Annotated in this window: 17 protein-coding genes; 11 read left to right on the top strand and 6 right to left on the bottom strand. The window is 69.4% G+C overall.

The genetic code is table 11. The annotated features are described in order from the left end of the window. Positions 1-495: 495 nt before the first annotated feature. Together AVMA1855_RS02320 and AVMA1855_RS02315 are read right to left on the bottom strand one after the other, a co-directional pair. Positions 496-1,536 carry a hypothetical protein gene (locus AVMA1855_RS02320; protein ID WP_284424442.1) on the bottom strand — a complete coding sequence of 347 codons (1,041 nt, stop codon included), beginning with the start codon at positions 1,534-1,536 and terminating at the stop codon, positions 496-498. Between the two features lie 123 nt (positions 1,537-1,659). Then, positions 1,660-3,324 carry an adenylate/guanylate cyclase domain-containing protein gene (locus tag AVMA1855_RS02315; RefSeq protein ID WP_284424441.1) on the bottom strand — a complete coding sequence of 555 codons (1,665 nt, stop codon included), beginning with the start codon at positions 3,322-3,324 and terminating at the stop codon, positions 1,660-1,662. A gap of 158 nt (positions 3,325-3,482) precedes the next feature. Here AVMA1855_RS02315 and AVMA1855_RS02310 point away from each other — a divergent pair, with 158 nt between their 5' ends. Next, complete coding sequence (locus AVMA1855_RS02310; protein ID WP_284424440.1) at positions 3,483-4,190, top strand: Crp/Fnr family transcriptional regulator; 708 nt, start codon at positions 3,483-3,485, stop codon at positions 4,188-4,190. A 167-nt stretch (positions 4,191-4,357) separates the two neighbouring features. On the opposite strand, the gene AVMA1855_RS02305 is transcribed toward AVMA1855_RS02310, so the two are convergent. Further along, the gene (locus AVMA1855_RS02305; RefSeq protein ID WP_284424439.1) at positions 4,358-5,278 is read right to left on the bottom strand and encodes a LysR substrate-binding domain-containing protein; all 921 of its coding nucleotides are present in this window, start codon (positions 5,276-5,278) and stop codon (positions 4,358-4,360) included. A gap of 111 nt (positions 5,279-5,389) precedes the next feature. On the opposite strand from AVMA1855_RS02305, the gene AVMA1855_RS02300 reads away from it, so the two are divergent. The 4 genes from AVMA1855_RS02300 (at position 5,390) to xopAC (AVMA1855_RS02285) (ending at position 10,966) form a co-directional block, all read left to right on the top strand. Then, positions 5,390-6,352, top strand: a complete 963-nt coding sequence (locus tag AVMA1855_RS02300) for a Bug family tripartite tricarboxylate transporter substrate binding protein (RefSeq protein WP_284424438.1) — start codon at positions 5,390-5,392, stop codon at positions 6,350-6,352. A gap of 18 nt (positions 6,353-6,370) precedes the next feature. Further along, positions 6,371-7,327, top strand: coding sequence for an N-formylglutamate amidohydrolase (locus tag AVMA1855_RS02295; RefSeq protein ID WP_284424437.1), 957 nt, complete (start codon positions 6,371-6,373; stop codon positions 7,325-7,327). A 223-nt stretch (positions 7,328-7,550) separates the two neighbouring features. Continuing rightward, complete coding sequence (gene xopAC / locus AVMA1855_RS02290) at positions 7,551-9,179, top strand: XopAC/AvrAC family type III secretion system effector (protein WP_284424436.1); 1,629 nt, start codon at positions 7,551-7,553, stop codon at positions 9,177-9,179. Between the two features lie 143 nt (positions 9,180-9,322). Beyond that, positions 9,323-10,966, top strand: a complete 1,644-nt coding sequence (gene xopAC, locus AVMA1855_RS02285; RefSeq protein WP_284424435.1) for a XopAC/AvrAC family type III secretion system effector — start codon at positions 9,323-9,325, stop codon at positions 10,964-10,966. Positions 10,967-10,996: 30 nt separating this feature from the next. Here xopAC (AVMA1855_RS02285) and AVMA1855_RS02280 read toward each other — a convergent pair whose 3' ends face one another. Genes AVMA1855_RS02280 through AVMA1855_RS02270 form a run of 3 tightly spaced genes read right to left on the bottom strand, consistent with a single transcriptional unit; the run spans position 10,997 to position 13,277 of the window. Further along, positions 10,997-11,767 (bottom strand): SPOR domain-containing protein, encoded by a 771-nt coding sequence (locus AVMA1855_RS02280; RefSeq protein WP_284424434.1) that lies wholly within the window; start codon positions 11,765-11,767, stop codon positions 10,997-10,999. Positions 11,768-11,784: 17 nt separating this feature from the next. Next, positions 11,785-12,630: a biotin--[acetyl-CoA-carboxylase] ligase gene (locus AVMA1855_RS02275; protein WP_284424433.1), complete on the bottom strand. Its 846-nt coding sequence runs from the start codon at positions 12,628-12,630 to the stop codon at positions 11,785-11,787. After that, positions 12,627-13,277, bottom strand: a complete 651-nt coding sequence (locus AVMA1855_RS02270; protein WP_284424432.1) for an SET domain-containing protein — start codon at positions 13,275-13,277, stop codon at positions 12,627-12,629. Before AVMA1855_RS02270 ends, AVMA1855_RS02275 begins: the two co-directional genes overlap by 4 nt. Positions 13,278-13,377: 100 nt before the next feature. Between AVMA1855_RS02270 and AVMA1855_RS02265 the strand changes: the two genes are divergently transcribed. The 6 genes from AVMA1855_RS02265 to AVMA1855_RS02240 all read left to right on the top strand — a co-directional run bounded on the left by AVMA1855_RS02265 (position 13,378) and on the right by AVMA1855_RS02240 (position 22,222). Beyond that, a complete protein-coding gene (locus AVMA1855_RS02265) occupies positions 13,378-16,341 on the top strand; it encodes a DNA topoisomerase III (RefSeq protein ID WP_284424431.1) in 2,964 nt (987 codons plus the stop codon). Then, a complete protein-coding gene (locus tag AVMA1855_RS02260) occupies positions 16,338-16,523 on the top strand; it encodes a hypothetical protein (RefSeq protein ID WP_284424430.1) in 186 nt (61 codons plus the stop codon). The genes AVMA1855_RS02265 and AVMA1855_RS02260 overlap by 4 nt, the downstream gene beginning before the upstream one ends. A gap of 73 nt (positions 16,524-16,596) precedes the next feature. Beyond that, entirely contained in the window at positions 16,597-18,579 is a 1,983-nt protein-coding gene (locus AVMA1855_RS02255; RefSeq protein ID WP_284424429.1) for a UvrD-helicase domain-containing protein, read from the top strand. Between the two features lie 48 nt (positions 18,580-18,627). After that, entirely contained in the window at positions 18,628-19,389 is a 762-nt protein-coding gene (locus AVMA1855_RS02250; protein WP_284424428.1) for a 3-oxoacyl-ACP reductase, read from the top strand. A 132-nt stretch (positions 19,390-19,521) separates the two neighbouring features. Beyond that, positions 19,522-20,259, top strand: coding sequence for a glutathione S-transferase N-terminal domain-containing protein (locus AVMA1855_RS02245; RefSeq protein WP_284424427.1), 738 nt, complete (start codon positions 19,522-19,524; stop codon positions 20,257-20,259). A gap of 349 nt (positions 20,260-20,608) precedes the next feature. Beyond that, a complete protein-coding gene (locus AVMA1855_RS02240) occupies positions 20,609-22,222 on the top strand; it encodes a methyl-accepting chemotaxis protein (protein ID WP_284424426.1) in 1,614 nt (537 codons plus the stop codon). Positions 22,223-22,249 lie beyond the last annotated feature (27 nt).

The following is a 22,249-nucleotide window of genomic DNA, read 5'->3' as shown; positions in this document are numbered from 1 at the left end:
GCCCAACGCTCAGAGCCTCATCGGCTAGACGCAGTTAATCAAATCATGTGGCGGACACCACGGTTCCGTGGGGCCGACGATGACAACGCCCCCCGGATCACTGCCACCTGGCGGATAGGGATACCAAACTGGTGTGGGCCCTTCAGGCGGGGGAGAATATCTTCCGACCGGTACGCCCTCACCACTATATCCTCGACCGGAATCTGGCTTCTTCTCAATAGGAGTCCAAGTAGTCGCACCTGCAGTCGGTGTCAGGTACTTCACGCATTCCACGCCATTACAAATAGTCACGGTATCATTGGCCTGCCATAACGGGACGCGTGGATTTACATAAACCGAAATAAAAAGCCGGGCATCAATCGGATTCATTGGGGCTGCGCAACCCCTGCATAAATATGAACCATAGTCAGCCGCTACGCATAGCATGGCTGCAAAAAAACCAACAGCCAACCAGAATACAGACTTATTTTTTGCAATCATAATGCCCTCCATTTTTCATTTTAGATTCGACTGAATTTGAGCTGCTTTCTTCATTCCTTCGCGCTTTTGCTCTGGAGTGAATTTGCTTATAACATGGCTCATATAGTTGTTCAAACTATCCTTCAACTCCTTGGGCGTTTCACGATTGCTCTGAATCGATGAAATCCATAGCAATTCATATGCGTAAGAAGTGCTCTGATTGGAAAGGCTCCCTAAAATCGGATCATCTTTGCTCGCGCCATACATCGAAGCAAGAGTCTTGTAGGATCGCGAATCACCCTCCCTGGTTGCCTGTTCTAAAAACTGCACAGCCGTCTTATTCCAGCTGGCTATCTCATCCTGCGTTAATGGTATGTACTCATTGGGCGTCGGCCACCGACCGAGGGGGCCGGCCTCGAAGTACGACATCCTTGCGTCAGCATCACCACGCTCCGCCAACTCTGCAAGAATGCTCTTGCGAAGCGAAAAAGCCGAATCATTGAGGCCGCCGCAATACTTGAGATAGTCCTGGTGCACATCCAACAGACTATTTGCATCATCCACCGAACCGCGAGATCTTTGTGCTCCTGCAACTTGTCCAACTGTTCGGCGATTCGCGCAATAGCTGAGCCCGCTTATCATTTCACCCTTTTCTGCATTGGTGTGGGCACTCTTCGCGCTATATTTGGAAAAAATCTCATGAACAGGGCTTTTGGGCTTGTCCATTCCCGTCATCCAGTCAGCGACATTCAACTTTTCAGCTGAAATCGCTTGCGCTTCGGAATCCAATCCCTGTTCAACGCCGCTGGATTGCTCGCCGGTCTGAGCTCTTTCCCAGGGAAACGCTGAACCCCTTAATCCGCCTGAAACCGGCACGACCGCAGCTTGGCCATCCATGCCGCCTGATCTTGTCTTTTCAGTAATCACCAGGCAAGCGATGATTGCAATCAAGCACAAGACCACGAGTGCGGTAACGGCAGGGCGCTTGGCGAAGCGTTGGGTTGGCAAAAATTTATCCTCCTGAGGCATTCTAGCTATTCTCCAACAATTATCAATGCGAATGACTTTGTCGCGCAAAACAATCTTCTTTCAGATTGCCGCTTTCAGCGAAGGATTCTTGCTGCCGCGTTGACGCGATATTCTTCTGAAGTCTGGAATTCGCAGCAATGCATTTCATTGGGGCAACAAAACCGTTGAAGGCTATGGCGCGCCGCCGCCGAAGCGCGGCTCCCCCCACTGCTGCGCGGGATGGGCCACGTACAGCACTTGCAGCGGCGCCGACCGGCCGCGCACGGTGACGGGCTCGGGCGGGCCCAGCGCATCGGCCACGCCCGCCAGGCGCGCGGCCTCCAGCGACAGCACGAGCCGGGCGGCCACCACCTTCGAATGGTCCTGCAGGCGGCTGGCGGTGTTGACGACCTCGCCCACGGCGGTGAACGTGGTCGTGTCCTGAAAGCCCACCTCGCCCACCGCCACCGTGCCGGCGTGCAAACCCATGCCGAAGTCCAGCGGCTGCCCGAACTGGTCGGTGAACGAGGCGCCCCAGGCGTCCATGCGCTGCTCGATGAGGGCGGCCGCGCGCACCGCCTGGGCGCAGGCGGTGGGCAGGTCGGTGTCCAGCCCGAAGATCGCCATCACGCTGTCGCCGATGAACTGGTTGGCCAGGCCGCCGCTGTCGCGCACCGCGGCGCCCACCCGGTCGAAATACTGGTCCAGCACCCAGGCCAGGTCGAAGGGCCACTGCCGCTCGGCCAGGCCCGACCAGCGCCGCAGGTCCACGAACAGCACGGCGACCTGGCGCTCGCGTCCCAGGGGCCGGGCCGCGGCCGCCGCGCCGGGCTGGAACAGCGGCGTCACCGCGATGTCGCCGCGCGGGCGCAGCTGGCAGGCCAGCCGCACGCCGGGCGGGGCGTTCACGCGCTGCAGCGTGCGCCGCTCGTCGCGCCGGGGGGCGGGCAGGTGCTCGGCCGGGCCTTGCACGCGCACGCGGCAGGTGGAGCAGCGCGCCCGGCCGCCACACACCGAGAGGTGGCCGATGCCGTGCTCCCGGCTGGCCTCCAGCACGCTGAAGCCGCGCGGCACCTGCACCGTGCGGTCGGGGTAGCGCAGGCTGATGCGTCCCCGGCCCCCGCGCTCGCGCAGTACGCCGAAGGCCCAGCGCGCCAGCAGCAGCGCCGCCACCAGCGCGATCCAGCCGGTGCGCAGGCCCTCGGTCAGTGCGCGCGATGCCTGGGCGGCCTGCGCGGACGGCGAGGGGGCGCCCAGCGCCGCCCAGGCGATCTCGCGGCCCATGGACACCACGCCGAGCGCCGCCAGCACGGGCAGCAGCACGGCGGCGGCCAGCAGCACCGGCTGCAGGCGCTGCCACCGGGGGCGGATGCGCAGCGCCAGGTGCAGGCCCAGGCAGCCGTGCGTCCAGGCCGCCAGCAGCAGCGCCAGCTGCAGCCACAGCCCCTCCGGGCTCCAGATGGCCCGCACGATGCGCACGTAGGAGGGCTCCAGCCCGTCGATTTCGCCCAGGTAGCGCGTGCCCGAGAAATGCGCCGCCAGCAGCAGCGGCAGCAGCAGCCCGAGCAGCAGGCGCAGCGCCTCCACGGCCGGCATGCGCAGGCTGCGGCGCTGCCACACGGCGGCGCCCGCCATGGCCAGGTGGACGGCCACCGCGCCATAGAGCAGCACGGTGCCCGGCAGCGTGGCCCAGGCGCCATGCACGGCACGCCGCGTGGCTTCGGCCGCGGCCAGCGACACCAGCCCGGTGGCGTGCGTGGCCAGGTGCAGCGCCACATAGAGCCACAGGACCACGCCGCTGGCCCAGCGCAGGTTGCGCGGGGAGGGCAGGGTCAGGTGGGGCAGGGGCGCGGGCACGGAAGAAGGCGTGTGGTGGGTCGATGGAATCCGCCCCGGCCGATCAGTGGGGCGGCGCTGAGCATAATGCGGCACCCGGTCGGGCCCGCCGGCCTTCCCGCATGCCCTGGCGCCGCCCAGGCCCTCCTTGTTTCTTTCCTGGCCACGGCCTTGCCCGCATGAACGCTCCCCCCGCCCGATCCAGCCTCGCCCTGCGCCGCATTCCCTTGTTCGAGGGTTTGGGCGATGCGTGCCTGGACCGGCTGGCGCAGCAGTGCGACTGGCACCAGCTGCCGGCGCGCAAGCCGCTGCTGTCGCGCGCAGCCGAGGGCGGCGACGTGTTCTTCCTGGTGGCGGGGCGCCTGCGCATCACCACCTATTCGGCCAGCGGCCGGCAAGTCACCTTCCGCGATTGCGAACCGGGCGAGCACATCGGCGTGATCGCGGCCATCGACGGCGGCCCGCGCTCGGCCGACGTGGTGACGCTGGACGCCACCCTGGTGGCCAGTCTCTCGCGCGACGGGTTCCTGGCCCTGCTGCGCGACGAGCCCCTGGTCGCGCAGCGGGTGATGCACTACCTGGCCTCGCTGGTGCGCCAGTTGTCCGACCGCGTGATCGACCTGAGTACCCTGGGCGTGCACAACCGCCTGCATGCCGAGCTGCTGCGCCTGGCGCGCGCAGCCGGCGTGCAGGGCAACCAGGCTCGCATCGAGCCCGCGCCTGCCCACGCCGAACTGGCTAGCCAGATCAGCACCAACCGCGAGCAGGTCACGCGCGAACTGGGCGTGCTGGTCAAAGCCGGCGTGCTGCAAAAGGACGGCCGCGCGCTGGTGGTCGTCGATGCCGCGCGGCTGGAACGCATGGTGGCCGAGGTGCGCGGGGGATGAAGTGCGAAACGGGCCCGTGCGGCCCGTGCATGGTCGCCCTGGCGCCGGCGTGCCGAACGCCGTGCCGTGGCGATGGTCTGTTATTTTGCTATTTTTTATGTAGCATCAAGGGCAATGAATACTAGGGCATACCGCCGGTTTTGCTCGAATGCCAGGCGTGGGCGGCTTCAGTCCGCCCGCGCAGCGTGCGGGCCGGCCGCCGAATCCAGCAGCCATTGGCGGAACCGGTCCAGCGTGGCCAGTTGCGCGCGGGCCTCGGGGTAGCAGAACCAGTAGCCCAGCGCGCTGGCGTAGCCGCCCTGGGCCAGGGGCTCGGCCACCACGCCCGCGGCGATCTCGTCGTGCACCAGGCAGCGCGGCACCAGGGCGACGCCCATGCCCACCGAGACGGCGCGGATCATGCTTTCGAACTGGTCGAATTGCGGGCCGGCCAGCGCATCGAGCCCGGGCACGCCGTGGACCTCGCTCCAGCGCTCCCACGCGTCGGGCACCGACACGTGGCGCAGCAGGGCGCTGCGCACCACGTCGCGCGGGGCCTGCAGGGGCGCGGCGTCGCCCGCGCCGGCGGGCGGTGCGATCAGCGCGACGTCGTTGCCGGCCAGGTAGTGCGCTCGCGCCCCGGGCCAGTGGCCGTCGCCGAAGAGGATGGAGCAGTCCAGGTCGGGGTTGGCGAAGTCGTAGCCGTGCACGAAGGGCACGAAATGCAGCGTGATCTGCGGGTGCTGCTGCTGGAACTGCGGCAGCCGCGGGATCAGCCACTTGGCGGCGAAGGTGGGCAGGGCGGACAGGTGCAGCGCCCCGCCGCCGTCGCTGCTGGTGATGAGCTCCAGCGTGGCCGCCTCCAGACGGGCGAGCAGCGAGCGCACCGCCTTTTCGTAGCGTTCGCCGGCGGGGGTGAGGGTCAGGCGCTTGCGGCTGCGCTCGAACAGGGCGATGCCCACCCAACGCTCCAGTTCCTGCACCTGCTTGCTGACCGCGCTCTGCGTCAGGTGCAGGGCCTCGGCCGCGCGCGAGACGCCGCCGAAACGCGCGACCGTGCAGAAGGCCCGCAGCAGGTGCAGCGGGGGATTGAGGCGGCGCAAGGACATGGCGGTTAGATACTTAGAACAGTCTCAAATGGAATATTAACAGGCACATCAATTGCTTTTCAATGGGCACCGAGTTCGGTAATCTCTGTCCATCTTCCGAGGAAAATCTCCATGCAACGCCGTCAATGGATCGCAGCCGTGGCTGCCGCAACTGTCCTTCCTAGAATGTCTTTCGCGCAGGACAAGCCCCTGCGCATCATCGTGCCGTTCCCGCCCGGCGGCGCCACCGACATCGCTGGCCGCGCCCTGCAGGAGCCGCTGCAGCGCCTGCTGGGCCAGCCCGTGGTGATCGAGAACCGCGCCGGCGCGGGCGGCTCCATCGGCATGGCCGAGGTGGGGCGCGCCGCGGGTGACGGGCTCACGCTGGGCGTGGCCACGCTGTCCACCCACGGCGTGAACCCGGCCGTGTTCTCCAAGCTGCCCTACGACCCCGTCAAGGACTTCGCCGGCGTGACCGAGATCGTCAAGGCCCCCGGGGTGATCGTGGTCAACCCCAAGGTCCTGCCGGTCAAGGACTTCGCCGAGCTGGTGAAGTACCTCAAGGCCAACCCCGGCAAGGTGTCCTATGCCACGCCGGGCAACGGCACCATCGGCCACATGTGGGGCGAGTTGTTCAAGAGCAGCACGGGCACTTCCATGGTGCACATTCCCTACCGCGGTGCCGGTCCGGCGATCAACGACGTGGTGGGCGGGCAGGTGCCGGTGTATTTCGACCAGGTGGCCTCGTCGCTGCCGCACGTCAAGTCCGGCAAGCTCAAGGCCCTGGCCGTGTCCTGGCCCGAGCGGCTGGACGTGCTGCCCGAGGTGCCCACCTATGCGCAGCTGGGCTTTCCCCAGGCCAACGAGCCCTCGTGGTTCGGCCTGGTGGCGCCGGTGTCCACCCCCGCCGCCGCCGTGCTGCGCGTGCAGCAGGCCGTGGCCGCGGCCCTGCGGGAGCCGGCGGTGCGCGAGCGCCTGGCCGGGCAGGGACTCTATGCTTCGGGCACCTCGCCCGCGGACTTCTCGCAGCAGATCGTGCGGGAGATCGACAAGATGAAGGAAGTGGCCGCCTATGCCAAGATCCAGCTCGACTGACCTCGCAGGAGTGCGCCGATGCATGCAGCGCTGCAACTGATCCAACGCCGGCACCGGCTGCAGGCCGCCGAGCCAGGGGCGGCGGGCGCGCCCGCCGTCGCCGCGGCTGCAGCGCCAGCGGCCATGTTCTCCGCCGTGCCCGGCCGCACGGCCCTGGTGCTCGATTCGCCGCACAGCGGCACCACCTACCCTGACGACTTCCGCGCCGCCATCGACCTGCCCACGCTGCGCCGCGCCGAGGACACGCATGTCGAGAAGCTCTACGCCTTCGCCCCCGCGCTGGGCGCGGCCTGGGTGGAGGCGCACTTTCCCCGCATCTACCTGGACGCCAACCGCGACACCACCGAGGTCGATGCCAGCATGTTCGAGGCCGGGTTCGACACCGCGTGGACCGATCCCGTCACCACCGATCCCGTCGTGCTGCAGAAGGTGCGGCTGGGCAAGGGGCTGATCTGGAAGTTCACCGACGAGGGCGTGCCCATCTACGACCGGCTGCTCTCCGTGGCCGAGGCGCGCGCGCGCATCGACCGCTGCTGGCGCCCCTACCACGCGGCCGTGGCCCGGGCGATCGACGCAGCCCATGCCCGCCACGGCTACAGCATCCACATCAACTGCCACTCCATGCCCGCCGTGGCCGCCAGCCATGCCACGCTGCACCCGGGCCTGCACCATGCGGATTTCGTGATCGGCGATCGCGACGGCACCACCGCCAGCCCGGCGCTGTCGCAGGCGATCTGCGCCTTTCTGCGCGAGCGCGGCTACAGCGTGGACTACAACCACCCCTACAAGGGCGTGGAGCTGGTGCGCCGCTACGGCCACCCGGCGACCCACCGCCACAGCATCCAGGTGGAGATCAACCGCAAGCTCTACATGGACGAGCGCACGCTGGCCATCGAGCCGGCCGGTTTCGCGCGGCTGCAGGCCGATCTGCGCGCGCTGGTGGAGTGGCTGCTGGCGACCGATCCCCGGCAGTGAGGCGGCATTGACGCGGCATTGAAAGCGGCAGGGGCGCGCTGCGCTTTTTTGCAAGAGGGGAAGCGGCGCGGCTTGCGCGCGGGTCGCTTCGCATGGCGGGCATTGCATTCGCATTCCGGGCGGAGCGGAGCCGGCCGACTTCGTAGATTGCGGGTCCACTGGCCCGTCCCGCGGGCCTGCCCACCCCCTGCCCGCGACGCGCTTGCCGCGTGTCCGCCCTGCCATGACATCGCTTTCCACCCTGTTCAAACAGGAGCCGTTCACGCACCGCTCCGAAGCCCCGCCCCCCGCTGCGGTGCCGTCGCCTCCCTCGCGCTCCACGCCGGCCTCTGCCGACACCCACGCCCAGGCGCTGCGATCGCGCGCGGTGGCCGCTGCACCGGGGGCGATACCGCCCCGCGCAGCGTCCTTCGATGCGGTTCGGTGGAAGCAGGAGCTGCAACGCTGGTGCGACGCCGATCCGCACCGGGCCGTGTCGGGCCACCATGGGCTGTTCGGGCGCCTGCGGGCGCTGGGGCGCAAGGCCAGGGCGGAGAAGGCGGACGATGGCCTTCCCCTGCTCGCGGAGCGCCGGGAGGTGGCGATGCAGCGCTTGCTCGCCTGCCATGCGCAAGGCGCCGATGGCCGCACGCTCGACCTGAGCGGGCTGGGACTCTCCAGCTTGCCGCCGGGCCTGGAACGGCTGTCGCATCTGGAGGCGCTGGACCTGTCGAACAACACCGGCCTGCAATCCCTGCCCGAAGGGCTGGCCGGGTGCCGGAACCTGCGCAGCCTCACGGCCTGCAACGGCTTTGTCAGCCACGTGCCGCCCTCCCTGTTCCAGTTGCCGAACCTCGAAACGCTCGATCTGTCGGCCAACCCTTTTCTCAAGGCACTGCCGCAGGCCATGGCGCAAGCCCCCCGCCTGCGGGAGCTGCGTGTGCCGCATTGCGACGTGAGCCACCTGCCGCCCGGCATGGCGGACATGCCGGCGCTGCGGACCGTGGATGTGTCGCACAACCGCGGCCTGCACACGCTGCCGCCCGGCCTGCGCGAGAGCCACGTTGCGCTCGCACTGCAGGGCACGCCGGTGGCGCTCACGGACCGCTTGCTGCAGCCCGTGCCGTGGTCCCCCGGGCAGCGCGCCGCGCTGGAAACCCGCGTGGGACCACTGTCGAGCGCCTGGCGGGCTTGTGCGCCCTTGCTGCAGGACGCCAGCGCATCGCGTGCGGCGATGGATAAGGCGCGCAATGCGCTCTCTCAGGCGTTGCGCATCGACGGCGCGGGCACCGAGGCCGCCTGGGCCGATGCGGACGCGGCTGTGCAGCGCTGGCTGAGCCAGGGCCTGCCGATCACGACCGAGCGCATCCAGGAGATCGGCTGGCGCCTGAACGGCCGCCCCGCCGGCGGGGCGCAGCTGCGGGCGATGGAGTTCCAGCGCATCCCGGCCGATGCGCAGGGCCTCACCGGCAGCCACCTCGACTATCCCCCGGTCCGCGCACTGCCAGGCCATCTCGCCGCGTTGGACACCTGGCTGGCCCAGGGCGACGCGCCGGCTTCTCCGCTGGCGGCCACGGAGCGGGCCACGCTGCTGTACCGGGCGGTGGAGAGCCTGCGCCCCTTCGAGGAGGGCAATGGCCCGGCCGCGCTGATGGCGATGGACTGGGCCCTGCAGCAGCATGGGTTGCCGCCCGTCGCGCTGGACGCCGAAGCCATGACCGGGCAGGTGGCGAAGGACGGGACGGTGGCCGACGGCGCGTTGACCGATGCGGCGGTTTTCGCCTCGGCCCCAGCCGGCGGCGTGCCTCATGCGCTTTTCGACGCCGTGATGCAGGGCATGGAGGAAGCCCTTTGCACCCTGCTGCCGCGCTGAAATTTCGCATGCGCGGCCAAGGCATCGCATTCGCACCACGGCGCGAGGGGCCCGGTCCGTAGATTGGATACATCCCGTCGCAGTTGGACGGGTTTTGTTCCATCACCAACCTTTCACCACGCGTTTGCCCGCGTGCCCATGCCATGAACGCGACCACCGACGTCCTTGCCCGCGTACCCCACAGCCCCGGTGCCGAGGGCAGCGCCGCGACCAGCGAGGGCGCATCGGCCTTCCGCTTCCTGCGCCGCCACTACGCAGGCCAGGGGCACGGCGCTGCCCGGGCCGCCGGCCGCGCTGGCACCGACACCCCCGAAATGGAGCGCTGGATGCGCGAACTGCAGGAATGGTGCGATGCCGATCCCAACCGGCCGCCGCCCCGCCAGCAGGGCCTGTGGGCCCGCATGCTCGGCCGCCTGCGCACCCCCGAAGCGGACCTGGAAGACGACGGTGAAACCGCCGCCACGTTCGCCGAACGCCGCCAGGAGGCGGTCAGGCGCGTGCTGGCCTGCCACGCCCTGGGCGAGGAGGGCTGGCAACTGGACCTGCGCTTGCTGCGCCTGTCCTCCCTGCCGCCCGGGCTGGACCGCCTGCGCCATCTCAAGCACCTGGACGTGTCGGACAACACGGGCTTTCACCGCCTGCCCGAGACCCTGGCGCTGTGCCGGGGTCTGCGCACCCTCACGGCGCGCAACTGCGTGGTCACCGAAGTGCCGCAGGCCCTGGCCTGGCTGCAGCACCTCGAAATGCTGGACCTGTCGGCCAACTTCAGCCTGCGCGAGCTGCCCGAATCGCTGGCGCAGGCGCCGCGGCTGGCGACCGTGATCCTCACGCATTGCGGCCTGCAGAACGTGCCCGAGGCCATGGCCCGCATGCCCGTGCTGCAGCTGCTGGACCTGTCGCACAACCTGCAGCTGCACAACGTGCCGGCCGCAGTGCGGGACCATCCCGCCGTCGATCTGACGGGCACGCCCGTGGCGCTGCTGTCCAACCTGCTGCAGGCCCCCCGCTGGAACCCGCCGCAGCAGGCGCGCCTGGCCGCGCGGCTGGACGGCGTGGCGGTCGGCTGGCAGGAATGCCTGGGCGTGCTGCGCAAGAACGCGGGGCTGCGCGCCGAGGTGAACGCCTGGCGCAGCGGCCTGTCGCTGGTGCTGCGCACCGATGGCGTGGGCACGGAAGACGCCTGGGCCGACGCCGCCCAGGCCGTGGGCACCTGGCTGCATGCGGGCCAGTCCATCACGCCCGAGCGGCTGCTGGAGATCGGCTGGCGCCTGAACGGCTGCCCTGCCGGCGGGCCCCGGGCGCGCACGCGCGAATTCCAGCGGCTGGCTGCGGGCACCTCGGGCTCCACCGTCTTCGGCGACCCGGGCGTGCTCGCCCCCCGCTTCCTCACGCCGGGTGCCGGCGAGCAGCGCGCCTATCCCATGGCGGCCTCGCTCACGCGCCACCTGGAAACGCTGTCGGCCTGGATCTCGCCGGCCGATGCGGTCTATCCCGCGCTGACCCGTTTGGAGGCCGTGGAGCGGGCCGCGCGCCTGTACCAGGCCCTGGTCAGCCTGCGCCCCTTCGACGAGGGCAACGGCCCGGCCGCCCTCATGGCCATGGACTGGGCGCTGCAGCAGCACGGCCTGCCGCCCGTGGTGCTGGAGGAGTCGGTGCTGAGCCAGGCCATCGTGTTCGCCGAAGACCTGCCTGCTGAAGGCCCCAATGCCCTGGTGAGCGCCCTGGTCGAAGGCATGGAAGAGCTGGTGCAGACGCTGTGCCCCGGCAGCCTGCGGCTGCTGGCCTGAGCCTGGAAAAAGGCCGGCGTGGCCGGCCGGTCAGCCGCAGGCGCGCAACGGCCGGCTGGCCAGCAGGCCGCGCAACTGCCCCTCCGCCTGGGTGCGCAGGGCCGCGGTGGCGGCCGGCAGGCGCAGCACGTAGCCCGTGGCATCGGTGCGTTCCTGCACCACGCGGGCGGTGCGCACGCCCTGCGTGCCCAGCGTGGCCAGGGCCCGCTCGGCGGCCTCTTCCGTGGAAAAGCGGCCCAGCGACAGGCCCGGCTCCAGCGCCGCGCCCGGCCGGTCGTACGGCACCTTGCGGGCGCGCAGTTCGGCGCGTTTCTTCTCCAGCGTGTCCTCGTCGGCGAAGCGGCCCATGTAGACCATCCAGCGGCCAGTGAGCGAGATCGGCTCCAGCGTCCAGCTGCCTGGCGGGAGGCCGGCCGTGGCGGTGCGCAACGCATCGAGCTGCCCCTTCTCGAACGTGCCCGCCTGCAGGCAGGGCGCGGGCTCGGCGGCGGCCACGGTCGGGACCGATGCGGGCGCGGCCTCGCTGGTGCTGGGTGCGGGAGTGGAGGCGGGAGCGGGCGGGGTGGCGGGGGCTGCAGGCGCTTCGCCCCCGTTCGCGTTCGCGTTTGCGTTGCCGTTGGGGGTGGTGCCCGTTCCGTTGGCGCGGCCCAGGCGCAGGTTCTCGGGCTGGATCTGCTGCTCCAGGCGCTGGGGCTCGGACTGCTCGGGCGGCGCCCAGCCCCACGAGCGCAGCAGCCCCTGCGCCCATGCGTAGTAGCCGGCATTGGCCAGCAGCAGAACCAGGACGGCGGCGCGCAGCATGGGTGGGCCTTTCTCGGTCAGCGCGGCGCCGACGGGCCGGCGGGCCGCACGCTGATCTCGGAGCTGGTCAGGGCCTGCATGCCCTGCGCCGTATGCACCAGCAGCGCGCCATCCTCGCCCACGCCGTGGGCCGTGCCGGTGGTGCCATCGCTCAGCGTCACCGCGCGGCCGCTCAGCACGTCGCGCTGGTGGAACCGGGCCTGCACCGGCGCGAAGCCATAGGCCTCGAAGGATTGCAGCATGGCGACCAGCGGCGCGGCGATGCGCTGCAGCGCCGTGGGCGCATCCAGGCCGGGCTCCACGTCCTGCAGGCTGCCGGGCGGGGTGTTCATGCCGTCCGCCTGCGGCGGCTGCACGTTGATGCCGATGCCGGCCACCACGTAGCGCGTGGCGGGGGCGGCATGCGCTTCCCAGCCAGGCGCGACGAGGCTCGCCGTTTCCACCAGGATGCCGGCCAGCTTGCGATCACCGTCCAGCCACAGGTCGTTGGGCCATTTGAGGCCGATGCGCGCGGCACCCGCCAGCGGCGTGGGCTGCAGGCTCTCGGCCACGCTCACCCCCACGGCGAGCGACAGGCCCGACCAGTCGGCCGGCGCCAGCGGCATGCCCAGCGAGAACATGAGCGCATCGCCCACCGCGCCACGCCAGGGCCGGCCCAGCCGCCCGCGGCCGGCGGTCTGCAGCTCGGCCACGAGCAGGGTGGGCTCGGCCAGGCCCGCGCGGGCGCGGCGCATGAGTTCGGTGTTGGTGGAGTCGACGCTCGGCAGCACCTCCACGGTGAAGCCCGGCAGCACGGGGGCCACGGCTTCCCAGATGGCCTCGGCGGGCCAGCGGATGGGGGCGTCGGGGGAGCGGCCGGTCACCGGCGGGGGCTCCGCGCCTTGCGGCCCGGTGAGGGCGGCGTGGCGGTTTCGGTGGCGGGCGATGCCTTGTTGGCTTGGCGGACGGCCTTGCCGCGCTCGGCGTCCTTGGCAGCCTTGTTCGCCTTGGCCGGCTTTTCAGGCGCCATGCCCGGCGGCGCCCAGCCGCGCTTGGGCGCCAGCAGCGTGCCCCGGCAGTTCGCGCTGCCGCACCAGCAGGGGTATTCGGCCTTGAGCTTGGGGGTATAGCGCTCTTCGATGATGAGGCCGTAGTCGTAGTTCAGCTCGTCGCCCGCGGCGATGTTGCGCAGGGCGGTGATGAAGATCCGGCCGTCCTGTTCGTCGGCGAAGCAGTTGGGGTCGCAGCTGTGGTTGATCCAGCGCGATGAATTGCCGCCGAACTTTGCGTCGATCACGTGGTCTTCATCCACGTGGAAGTAAAAGGTATGGTTGGGCTGCGCGGGATCGTGCGGGTGCCGGTCCTGGGCCTCCTGCCAGCTGATGACCTCGCCCGTGTACTCGATGAGCACTTCGCCTTCGGCGATATCCTGCACGGCGAAGACGCCCTTGCCATGCACGCCCGAGCGCCGGGTCTGGAGGCGGCGCCCCGGTGCGGACGGGGGGGCTGCGGGCGATGCGGTGCGGGGCATGGCAAAACTCTGTTAGTTTGAATAGGCACACAGGCGCGTGCGCGTGTACGCGTGTGAGAAGCGGATTGTAGAAGCGCCTTTCAACGGCGAAACCCACAACATGACCAAGACACTGGTAATTGCAGAAAAACCCTCGGTGGCCCAGGACATCGTGCGCGCGCTCACCCCCGTGGCGGGCAAGTTCGACAAGCACGAGGACCACTTCGAGAACGACCGCTACGTGGTCACCAGCGCGGTGGGCCACCTGGTGGAGATCCAGGCGCCCGAGGAATTCGACGTCAAGCGCGGCAAGTGGAGCTTCGCCCACCTGCCCGTGATCCCGCCGTATTTCGACCTGAAGCCCGTGGACAAGACCAAGAGCCGCCTGTCGGCCGTGGTGCGCCAGGCCAAGCGCAAGGACGTCACCCAGCTCATCAACGCCTGCGACGCGGGCCGCGAGGGCGAGCTGATCTTCCGGCTGATCGAGCAGTACGCCGGCGGCTCCAAGCCCGACGGCAAGGGACTGGGCAAGCCGGTCAAGCGCCTGTGGCTGCAGTCGATGACGCCGCAGGCCATCCGCGACGGCTTCGAGGCGCTGCGCTCCGAGCAGCAGATGCAGGGCCTGGCCCACGCCGCGCGCAGCCGCTCCGAGGCCGACTGGCTGGTGGGCATCAACGGCACGCGGGCCATGACGGCCTTCAACTCGCGCGACGGCGGGTTCTTCCTCACCACCGTGGGCCGGGTGCAGACGCCCACGCTGTCGCTGGTGGTCGAGCGCGAGGAAAAGATCCGCAAGTTCGTGAGCCGCGACTATTGGGAAGTGCACGCGGGCTTCCATGCCGAGGCGGGCGAGTACCTGGGCAAGTGGTTCAACCCCCAGTGGAAGAAGAGCGAAGACCCCGAGGCGAAGGCCGACCGGATCTGGAACCATGCCGACGCTGTGGCCATCGCCGATGCGGTGCGCGGCAAGGCGGCCAGCGTCACCGAGGAATCCAAGCCCACCTCGCAGTCCTCGCCCCTGCTGTTCGACCTGACCAGCCTGCAGCGCGAGGCCAACGGCAAGTTCGGCTTCAGCGCCAAGACCACGCTGGCCCTGGCGCAAAGCCTGTACGAGCGCCACAAGGCCCTGACCTACCCGCGGACCGACTCGCGCGCCCTGCCCGAGGACTACCTGCCCGTGGCGCGCGACACCTTCGGCATGCTGGCCACGAGCGGCATGCGCCACCTGGCGCCCTTTGCACAGCAGGCGCTGGACGGCAACTATGTGAAGCCCAACAAGCGCATCTTCGACAACAGCAAGGTCAGCGATCACTTCGCCATCATCCCCACGCTGCAGGCCCCGAGCGGGCTGTCCGAGGCCGAGCAGAAGCTGTACGACCTGGTGGTGCGCCGCTTCATGGCGGTGTTCTTCCCGAGTGCTGAATACATGGTCACCACGCGGATCAGTCAAGTGGTCAACCACCATTTCAAGACCGAGGGCAAGGTGCTGGTGCGGCCCGGCTGGCTGGCCATCTACGGCAAGGAGGCCGCCGACGAGGTGGAGGGCGCCAAGGAAGGCGACAAGGGCCAGAACCTCGTGCCCGTGCAGCCCGGCGAGATGGTGCGCACCGACTTCGTGGAGCCCAAGGGCCTCAAGACCAAGCCGCCCGCGCGCTACTCCGAAGCCACGCTGCTGGGCGCCATGGAAAGCGCCGGCAAGCAGATCGACGACGAGGAACTGCGCTCGGCCATGCAGGAAAAGGGCCTGGGCACCCCGGCCACGCGCGCGGCCATCATCGAAGGGCTGCTGACCGAAAAGTACATGCTGCGCGAGGGCCGCGAGCTGATCCCCACGGCCAAGGCCTTCCAGTTGATGACCTTGCTGCGTGGGCTGGAGGTCGAGGAACTGTGCCGCGCCGACCTCACGGGCGACTGGGAGTTCAAGCTCTCGCAGATGGAAAAGGGCCTGCTCAGCCGCGAGGCCTTCATGGCCGACATCGCCCGGATGACCGAGCGCATGGTCAAGAAGGCCAAGGAATACGACCGCGACACCATTCCCGGCGACTACGCCACGCTCTCCGCGCCGTGCCCCAACTGCGGCGGCGTGGTGAAGGAGAACTACCGCCGCTACGCCTGCGTGGGCAAGGCCGGCGACGGCTCGGACGCCTGCGGCTTCTCGTTCGGCAAGTCGCCGGCCGGCCGCACCTTCGAGACCGCCGAGGCCGACCAGCTGCTGCGCGACAAGAGGATCGGCCCGTTGGAGGGCTTTCGCTCCAAGGCCGGCTGGCCCTTCACGGCCGAGGTGGGCATCGTCTACGACGACGAGGCGCACAACTACAAGCTGGAGTTCGACTTCGGCGACGACAGGAACGCCGAGGAATCGGGCGAGCTGGTCGATTTCTCGGAGCAGGAAAGCCTGGGCGCCTGCCCCGTGTGCGGCGCGCCCGTGTACGAGCACGGCAGCAACTACGTGTGCAGCAAGGCCGTGCCCACGGCGGCGCAGCCCACGCCCAGCTGTACCTTCAAGAGCGGCAAGATCATCCTGCAGCAGCCCGTGGAGCGCGCGCAGATGAGCAAGCTGCTGGCCACCGGCAAGACCGACCTGCTCGACAAGTTCGTGAGCATGCGCACGCGCCGGGCGTTCAAGGCGTTCCTCGCCTGGGACAAGGAGGCGGGCAAGGTGAACTTCGAGTTCGAGCAGCGCGAGAGCAAATTCCCGCCGCGCAAGACGTTCGCTGCAAAGGCTGGCGCAGGCGCGGCCGCCAAGACGTCGGCCGCGGCCAAGAAGGCGGCGAAGCCTGCCGCCAAGACCGCTGCCAAAGCCCCCGCCAAGAAGGCCCCGGCCGCACCCAAGGCGCCGCGCAAGCCCGCGGCCGGAAAGGCCCCGAGCGCCGCATTGGCGGCGGTGATCGGGCCGGAACCGGTTGCCCGGCCCGAGGCCGTGAAGAAGATGTGGGACTACATCAAGGCCAACGGCCTGCAGGATGCCACCAACAAGCGCGCCATCAACGCCGACGCCAAGCTGCGCCCCGTGTTCGGCAAGGACCAGGTCACCATGTTCGAGCTGGCCGGCATCCTGGGCAAGCACCTGGGGGGCGAGGCATGAACGCCCTCGCCCGATTCGCCCGTTGCCTTGCGGCCCTGGCCTTCGTGGGCCTGCTGGCCGGCTGCGCGGGCGGCGCGCCGTCCGAGGCGCCGTCTCGCGGCACGCACGGCATCGGTGGCCAGGGCTCGAACGGCATCACCGTCTTCGGCGAAATCGACGTGAGCGCCGAGCGCCGGCGCTGAGGCCTTCGCCCCCTGGCGCCCTTGCCGCTTCGCACCCTGCGCCCGCGCCGGGGCCCTGCCTGAAAAGAATCCCTTGGCGACCACCCCCCCCACCGTTCCCCTTTTCCAGGCCAGGCAGATCGACCCCACGGCCGAGCAGCTGGCGATCCAGCAGTCCGCCGAGCGCACGCTGGTCATCGAGGCCAACGCCGGCGCGGCCAAGACCACCACGCTCGCCCTGCGCATGGGGCAGGCCTGGGCGCGCGGCGTGGCGCCCGAGCGCTGCCTGGCCCTCACGCACACCGCCACCGCCTGCCAGGCGCTGCAGGCCGCGCTGCGCAAGGTCGGCGTGCCCGCGCCCGTGGCGCAGCGCTTTCGCATCGCCACGTTCGATGCCTTCTGCGCTGAAATGCTGGCCGACCAGTACGAAGCCCCCGTGCCGCACCACCGCCACCTGGAGGAACTGCGTCCCTTCGTCTGGCAGGCCGTGCAGCGCGTGGAAGACAACGAACACGAGCGCTGGCGCGAGGAGCTGCTGCTGCCCACGCTGGGCGACACCGGCTTCGTGGAGGAGTTCCTGGCGACCAGCGTGTGGCTCAAGGGCACGATGAAGGACGAGCTGGAGCGCGAGGGCGGCCCGGCCTCGCCCGAGCACGCGGCCGCCATCGGCGTGGGCTACACGCAGCTCAAGGTGTTCCTGGCCTACGAGCGCATCCGCCGGCGCGAGCTGGCCGACGAGCCGCTGTTTCGCGGCCCCTTCGATGCCACCTACGACCTGGCCCGGCGCCTGCACGGCGGCGACACCGCGGCCAGCCTGCCGCGCTGGCCGCGCGGCGTGCAGGCCGTGCTGGTCGATGAGATGCACGACATGAACGAGGCCGCGTTCCGCGTGCTGCGCGAGCTGCTGGAGACCACGCAGTGCACCTTCTGCGGCGTGGGCGACCGCGACCAGGTCATCTACGGCGCCCACGGGGCCGATGCCGCCTTCATGGGCGATGCCATCACCGCGCACACCGGCCGCCCCGTGGCGCGCCTGCGGCTCACGCCCAGCCACCGCTTCGGCAAGAAGCTCGCGGCCAAGGCCGGGCGGCTGGCGGCCAAACCCTACGACTCGCTCGCCGGGCACGACACCGCGGTGGAGCTGCGGCCCTACGACGATGCCGCCCATTGCGTGGACCTCGTCGCGCAGGCGGCCCAGCAGTGGCGCGCCCGGCCCCGCGCCCGCATGGCGGGCTTTGCCGTGCTGCTGCGCCACTCCAACCAGTCGGTGGGCATCGAGAACCGGCTGCTGGCCGACAACGTGCCCTACACCGTGAGCGGCTTCGACAGCTACCTGCTGCGGCCCGAGGTGCTGCTGGTGCGCGGCCTGCTGGCCGTGGCCACCGACAACTTCGACAGCGTGTCCGAGCCGCGCACGCGCGACAAGCTCATGCGGGCGCTGGTGTTCTTCTGCGGCGCACGCATCGTCGTGGCCGGGCGCGAGCACGAGTCGCAGCAGGCCCTGCTGGAGGACGCCATCCGCAGCGTGACCGACAACCCGCTGTTCCTGCAGAACTTCTTCACCCACCAGATCGTGGCCAACGTCGAGCCCGCCATGCAGCGGCGCCTGCGCAAGGCCCTGGAGGTGGCGCGCGAGGCGGGCGGCCAGGACACCCTGCCGCGCCTGCTGCAGGCCCTGCAGATCGACACCGTGATCCGCGAGGTGTTCGTCTCGCGCCAGCGGCGCGAGGACGCGCTCGCCAACCTGGCCGGACTGTGCGAGGCGGCGAAAGGCTTTGCCAGCGCGCGCGATTATTTCCTGCACCTGAACGCCGCCGAGCAGCGCCAGCGCGAATTGCGCAGTTCCGCCAGCCTGGTCCTGGCCAACATCGAGGACGTGAAGGGCCTGGAGTTTGACCACGTGGTGATCCCGTTCCTGGAGCAGGGCGTGTTCCCCGTGCCGCAGGCGCCCTACGCGCAGGAGAAGAACACCCTCTACGTCGGCATGACCCGGGCGCGCCAGCAGCTCACGCTGTTGTGCCACCGCGCGCAGCCGGGCGCCTTTCTGCAACCGCTGGGGTATGCGGCGTCGGCCTGACCGCGCCCGGCCCCGGTCCTTTTTTCACATCCCGCGAGCGACACCACCATGCAACTGTCCGAACAATGGGTCCTGGTCACCGGCGGTGCCCGGGGCCTGGGCGAATCGATCACCCGGGCGCTGGCGCGCGAAGGCGCCGGCGTGGTCATCAACTACCTCACCAGCGACACCGCAGCGCAGGCACTCGCCCAGGAGCTGGGCCCGCGCGCCATCGCCCTGCAGGCCGACGTGACCGATGCCGCCGCCGTGCAGCGCCTCTTCGCCCAGGCGCGAGAGCGCACCGGCCGGCCCATCAGCGCGGTGGTCAACAACGCGCTCGCGCAGTTCCGCTTCGACGGCGACGCCCGGCCGCAGATCGGCGACATCGCCTGGGAGCGCTTTCAGCAGCAGATCGACGGCGCCGTGAAGGGCGCGCTGAACACCCTGCAGGCCGCGCTGCCCACCATGCGCGCGCAGGGTTTCGGGCGCATCGTGAACGTGGGCACCAACCTGTTCCAGAACCCCGTGGTGCCCTACCACGACTACACCGCCGCCAAGGCCGCGCTGCTGTCGCTCACCCGCACGGCGGCCAACGACCTGGGGCCGCACGGCATCACCGTGAACATGGTGTCGGGCGGCCTGCTGCGCACCACCGACGCCAGCCGCGCCACGCCCGAGGCGGTGTTCGACCTCATCGCCGGCATGACCCCGCTGCGCCGCGTGACCACGCCGGCCGAGTTCGCCGACGCGGTGCTGTTCTTCCTCTCGCCCTGGTCGCGCGCCGTGACCGGGCAGAACCTCATCGTGGACAGCGGGCTGGTGAAGGGCTGAGCGGCCTTGGGGTTACTGCGCGCGGCGCCTGCGCCGCCGCGGGCCTCGGGGGTGTAATGAACGCCCCGGTTCGACGCCTGTTCGATCCCCGTCCGGCCACCCCGGCCGCTCACCCGAGGCCCGCAAAAAACCATGACGACGACGCCCTCCACATCCGCCCCCGCCACCGCCCGCCCCCTCACCCACCCCATCGCCGCCAAGTGGCCGGCGCGCCACCCCGAGCGGCTGCAGCTGTATTCGCTGCCCACGCCCAACGGTGTCAAGGTCTCCATCCTGCTGGAGGAGCTGGGCCTGCCGTACGAGCCGCACCTGGTGCGCTTCGACACCAACGACCAGTTCTCGCCCGAGTTCCTCTCGCTCAACCCCAACAACAAGATCCCCGCCATCCTCGACCCCGATGGCCCGGGCGGGCGGCCGCTGGCGCTGTTCGAATCGGGCGCCATCCTGGTCTACCTGGCCGAGAAGACCGGCCGCTTCCTGCCGCAGGACCCGGCCGCGCGCTACGAGGCCCTGCAGTGGGTCATGTGGCAGATGGGCGGCGTCGGCCCCATGTTCGGCCAGCTCGGGTTCTTCCATAAATTCGCCGGCAAGGACTACGAGGACAAGCGCCCGCGCGACCGCTACGTGGCCGAGTCCAGGCGCCTGCTGGGCGTGCTGGAGCAGCGCCTGGCCGGGCGCGCGTGGATCCTGGGCGACGACTACTCCATCGCCGACATCGCCGTCTTTCCGTGGGTGCGCAACCTGGTCGGCTTCTACGAGGCGCGCGAGCTGGTGGACTTCGATGCCTTCCCCCAGGTGCAGCGCGTGCTGGCCGCCTTCCTGGCGCGGCCGGCCGTGGTGCGCGGGCTGGAGATCCCGCAGCGCGGGTGAGGATGCAGGCGGTGTTTGTCGCTATAAAAAGAATAGCTGTATGCCCTAGTCGAATATGCGCTAGAGGCCGGTTTTCGTCAATGTTCCACCCCAGGGCCAGCGCGGCATGCGCTGGCCCTTTTTGCTTGGGGGCGGCCCGCCGGGCATGGAAGGCCTGGGGCTTTGGACACGGGCCGACCCATAGGTATTTTTTGCAAACAAACGTAACTTTTCGATGAAATAATGACTTTTCGTTCGCTGTGCCATTGGTGGTAACCCGGGAATCCCGGGGGCCCTCCGCCGATGCGCCGTCCCTCCCATTCCCACCCCTTGCCGTCCCCACCGGACCGCTGGCCCCACCGTGACCTCCATGCGACTTAAAACCAAATTGACCCTGGCCCTGATCCTGATGTGGCTGGGCCTGTTCCTGCTGGGCGCGTGGGCTGCGTTCCATGCGCGCACCGTGGTGACCGAAGAGCGCCAGGCGGCCGTGCACAACGTGGTGGACCTGGGCTACAGCCTGATCGAGAACTACGCCGCCGAGGTGGCTGCGGGCCGCATGGACGTGGCCACTGCCAAGGAGCAGGCGCTGGCGCGCCTGGCCGCGCTGCGATTCGACAACGGCAAGAACTTCCTGTTCGTGATCGATTCGGCACCGCTGATGCTCATGCACCCCACGGGCAAGAGCCTGATCGGCACCAATGTGGGCGATCGCAAGGACCCGGAGGGCAAGGCCTATTACCGCGAGCTGGCCGACATGGGCAAGAAAAACGGCCAGGGCTTCGTCTCGTACCAGGCGGGGGTGACGCTGCCCAACGGCAACGTGGAGCGGCTGGAAAAGGTCACCTTCGTGCGCTACTACGCACCGTGGGACTGGCATGTGATGGCCGGCGTGATGGTGGGCGACATCCAGACCGCCTTCTACAAGACCATCGGACGGCTGCTCGTCATCGTGCTGCTGGTGGGCGGCGCCATCCACGGCACCATGCTGCTGATCATCCGCAGCGTGACCGGCAGCCTGGGCGGCGAGCCCACGCAGGCCGCCGAGGTGGCAGCGCGCATCGCGGACGGTGACCTCACCGTGGCCGTGGCCGCCTCGGGCAAGAACCCGCACAGCCTGATGCAGGCCATGCACACCATGCAGGCCCGCCTGGCGCAACTGATCGGCAACATCCGCAGCGGGACCGAGGAAATCCGCCACGCCGCGAGCGAGATCGCCTCGGGCAACATGAACCTGTCGTCGCGCACCGAGTCGCAGGCCTCGTCGCTGCAGGAAACCGCGGCCAGCATGGAGCAGCTCACGGGCACCGTGACGCAGAACGCCGAGAACGCCCTACGCGCAGGCCAACTGGCGAACAACGCATCAAGCATCGCCGAGCGCGGCGGCGCCGTCATGGGCGACGTGGTGGACACCATGCGCGGCATCTCGGAAAGCTCCAGCCGCATCTCCGAGATCATCGCCGTCATCGACTCGATCGCGTTCCAGACCAACATCCTCGCGCTCAACGCGGCCGTCGAGGCGGCCCGCGCGGGCGAGCAGGGCCGGGGCTTCGCCGTCGTGGCCAGCGAGGTGCGCACGCTGGCGCAGCGCAGCGCCCAGGCGGCCAAGGAGATCAAGGGACTGATCGAAGTGTCCGTCGCCAAGGTGCGCGACGGCTCGGGCCTGGTGGACCGCGCCGGCCACACCATGACCGAGATCGTGGGCGCCGTGCAGCAGGTGCGCACCATCATCGAAGAGATCACCGCCGCCTCGCAGGAGCAGCGCTCGGGCATCGAGCAGGTGAACCAGGCCGTGGCCCAGATCGATCAGGTCACCCAGGAAAACGCGGCGCTCGTCGAGGAATCGGCCGCCGTGGCCAACGCCCTCAACGACCAGGCGCGCCACCTGGCCGAACTGGTGTCGGTGTTCCGCGTGCAGGCCGCGGCTGGGGCCCTGCCTGGTGGCCAGGCGCTGCCCGGCGGCCACGCGCTGCGCCTGGCGTAGCGCATTGGGTAGGGCGCTGCGCCTGGC

The sequence above is a fragment of the Acidovorax sp. SUPP1855 genome, assembly GCF_030158955.1.
In the GTDB taxonomy this organism is placed as follows: domain Bacteria; phylum Pseudomonadota; class Gammaproteobacteria; order Burkholderiales; family Burkholderiaceae_C; genus Paracidovorax.
This window is presented reverse-complemented; position numbering and strand designations above follow the sequence as displayed.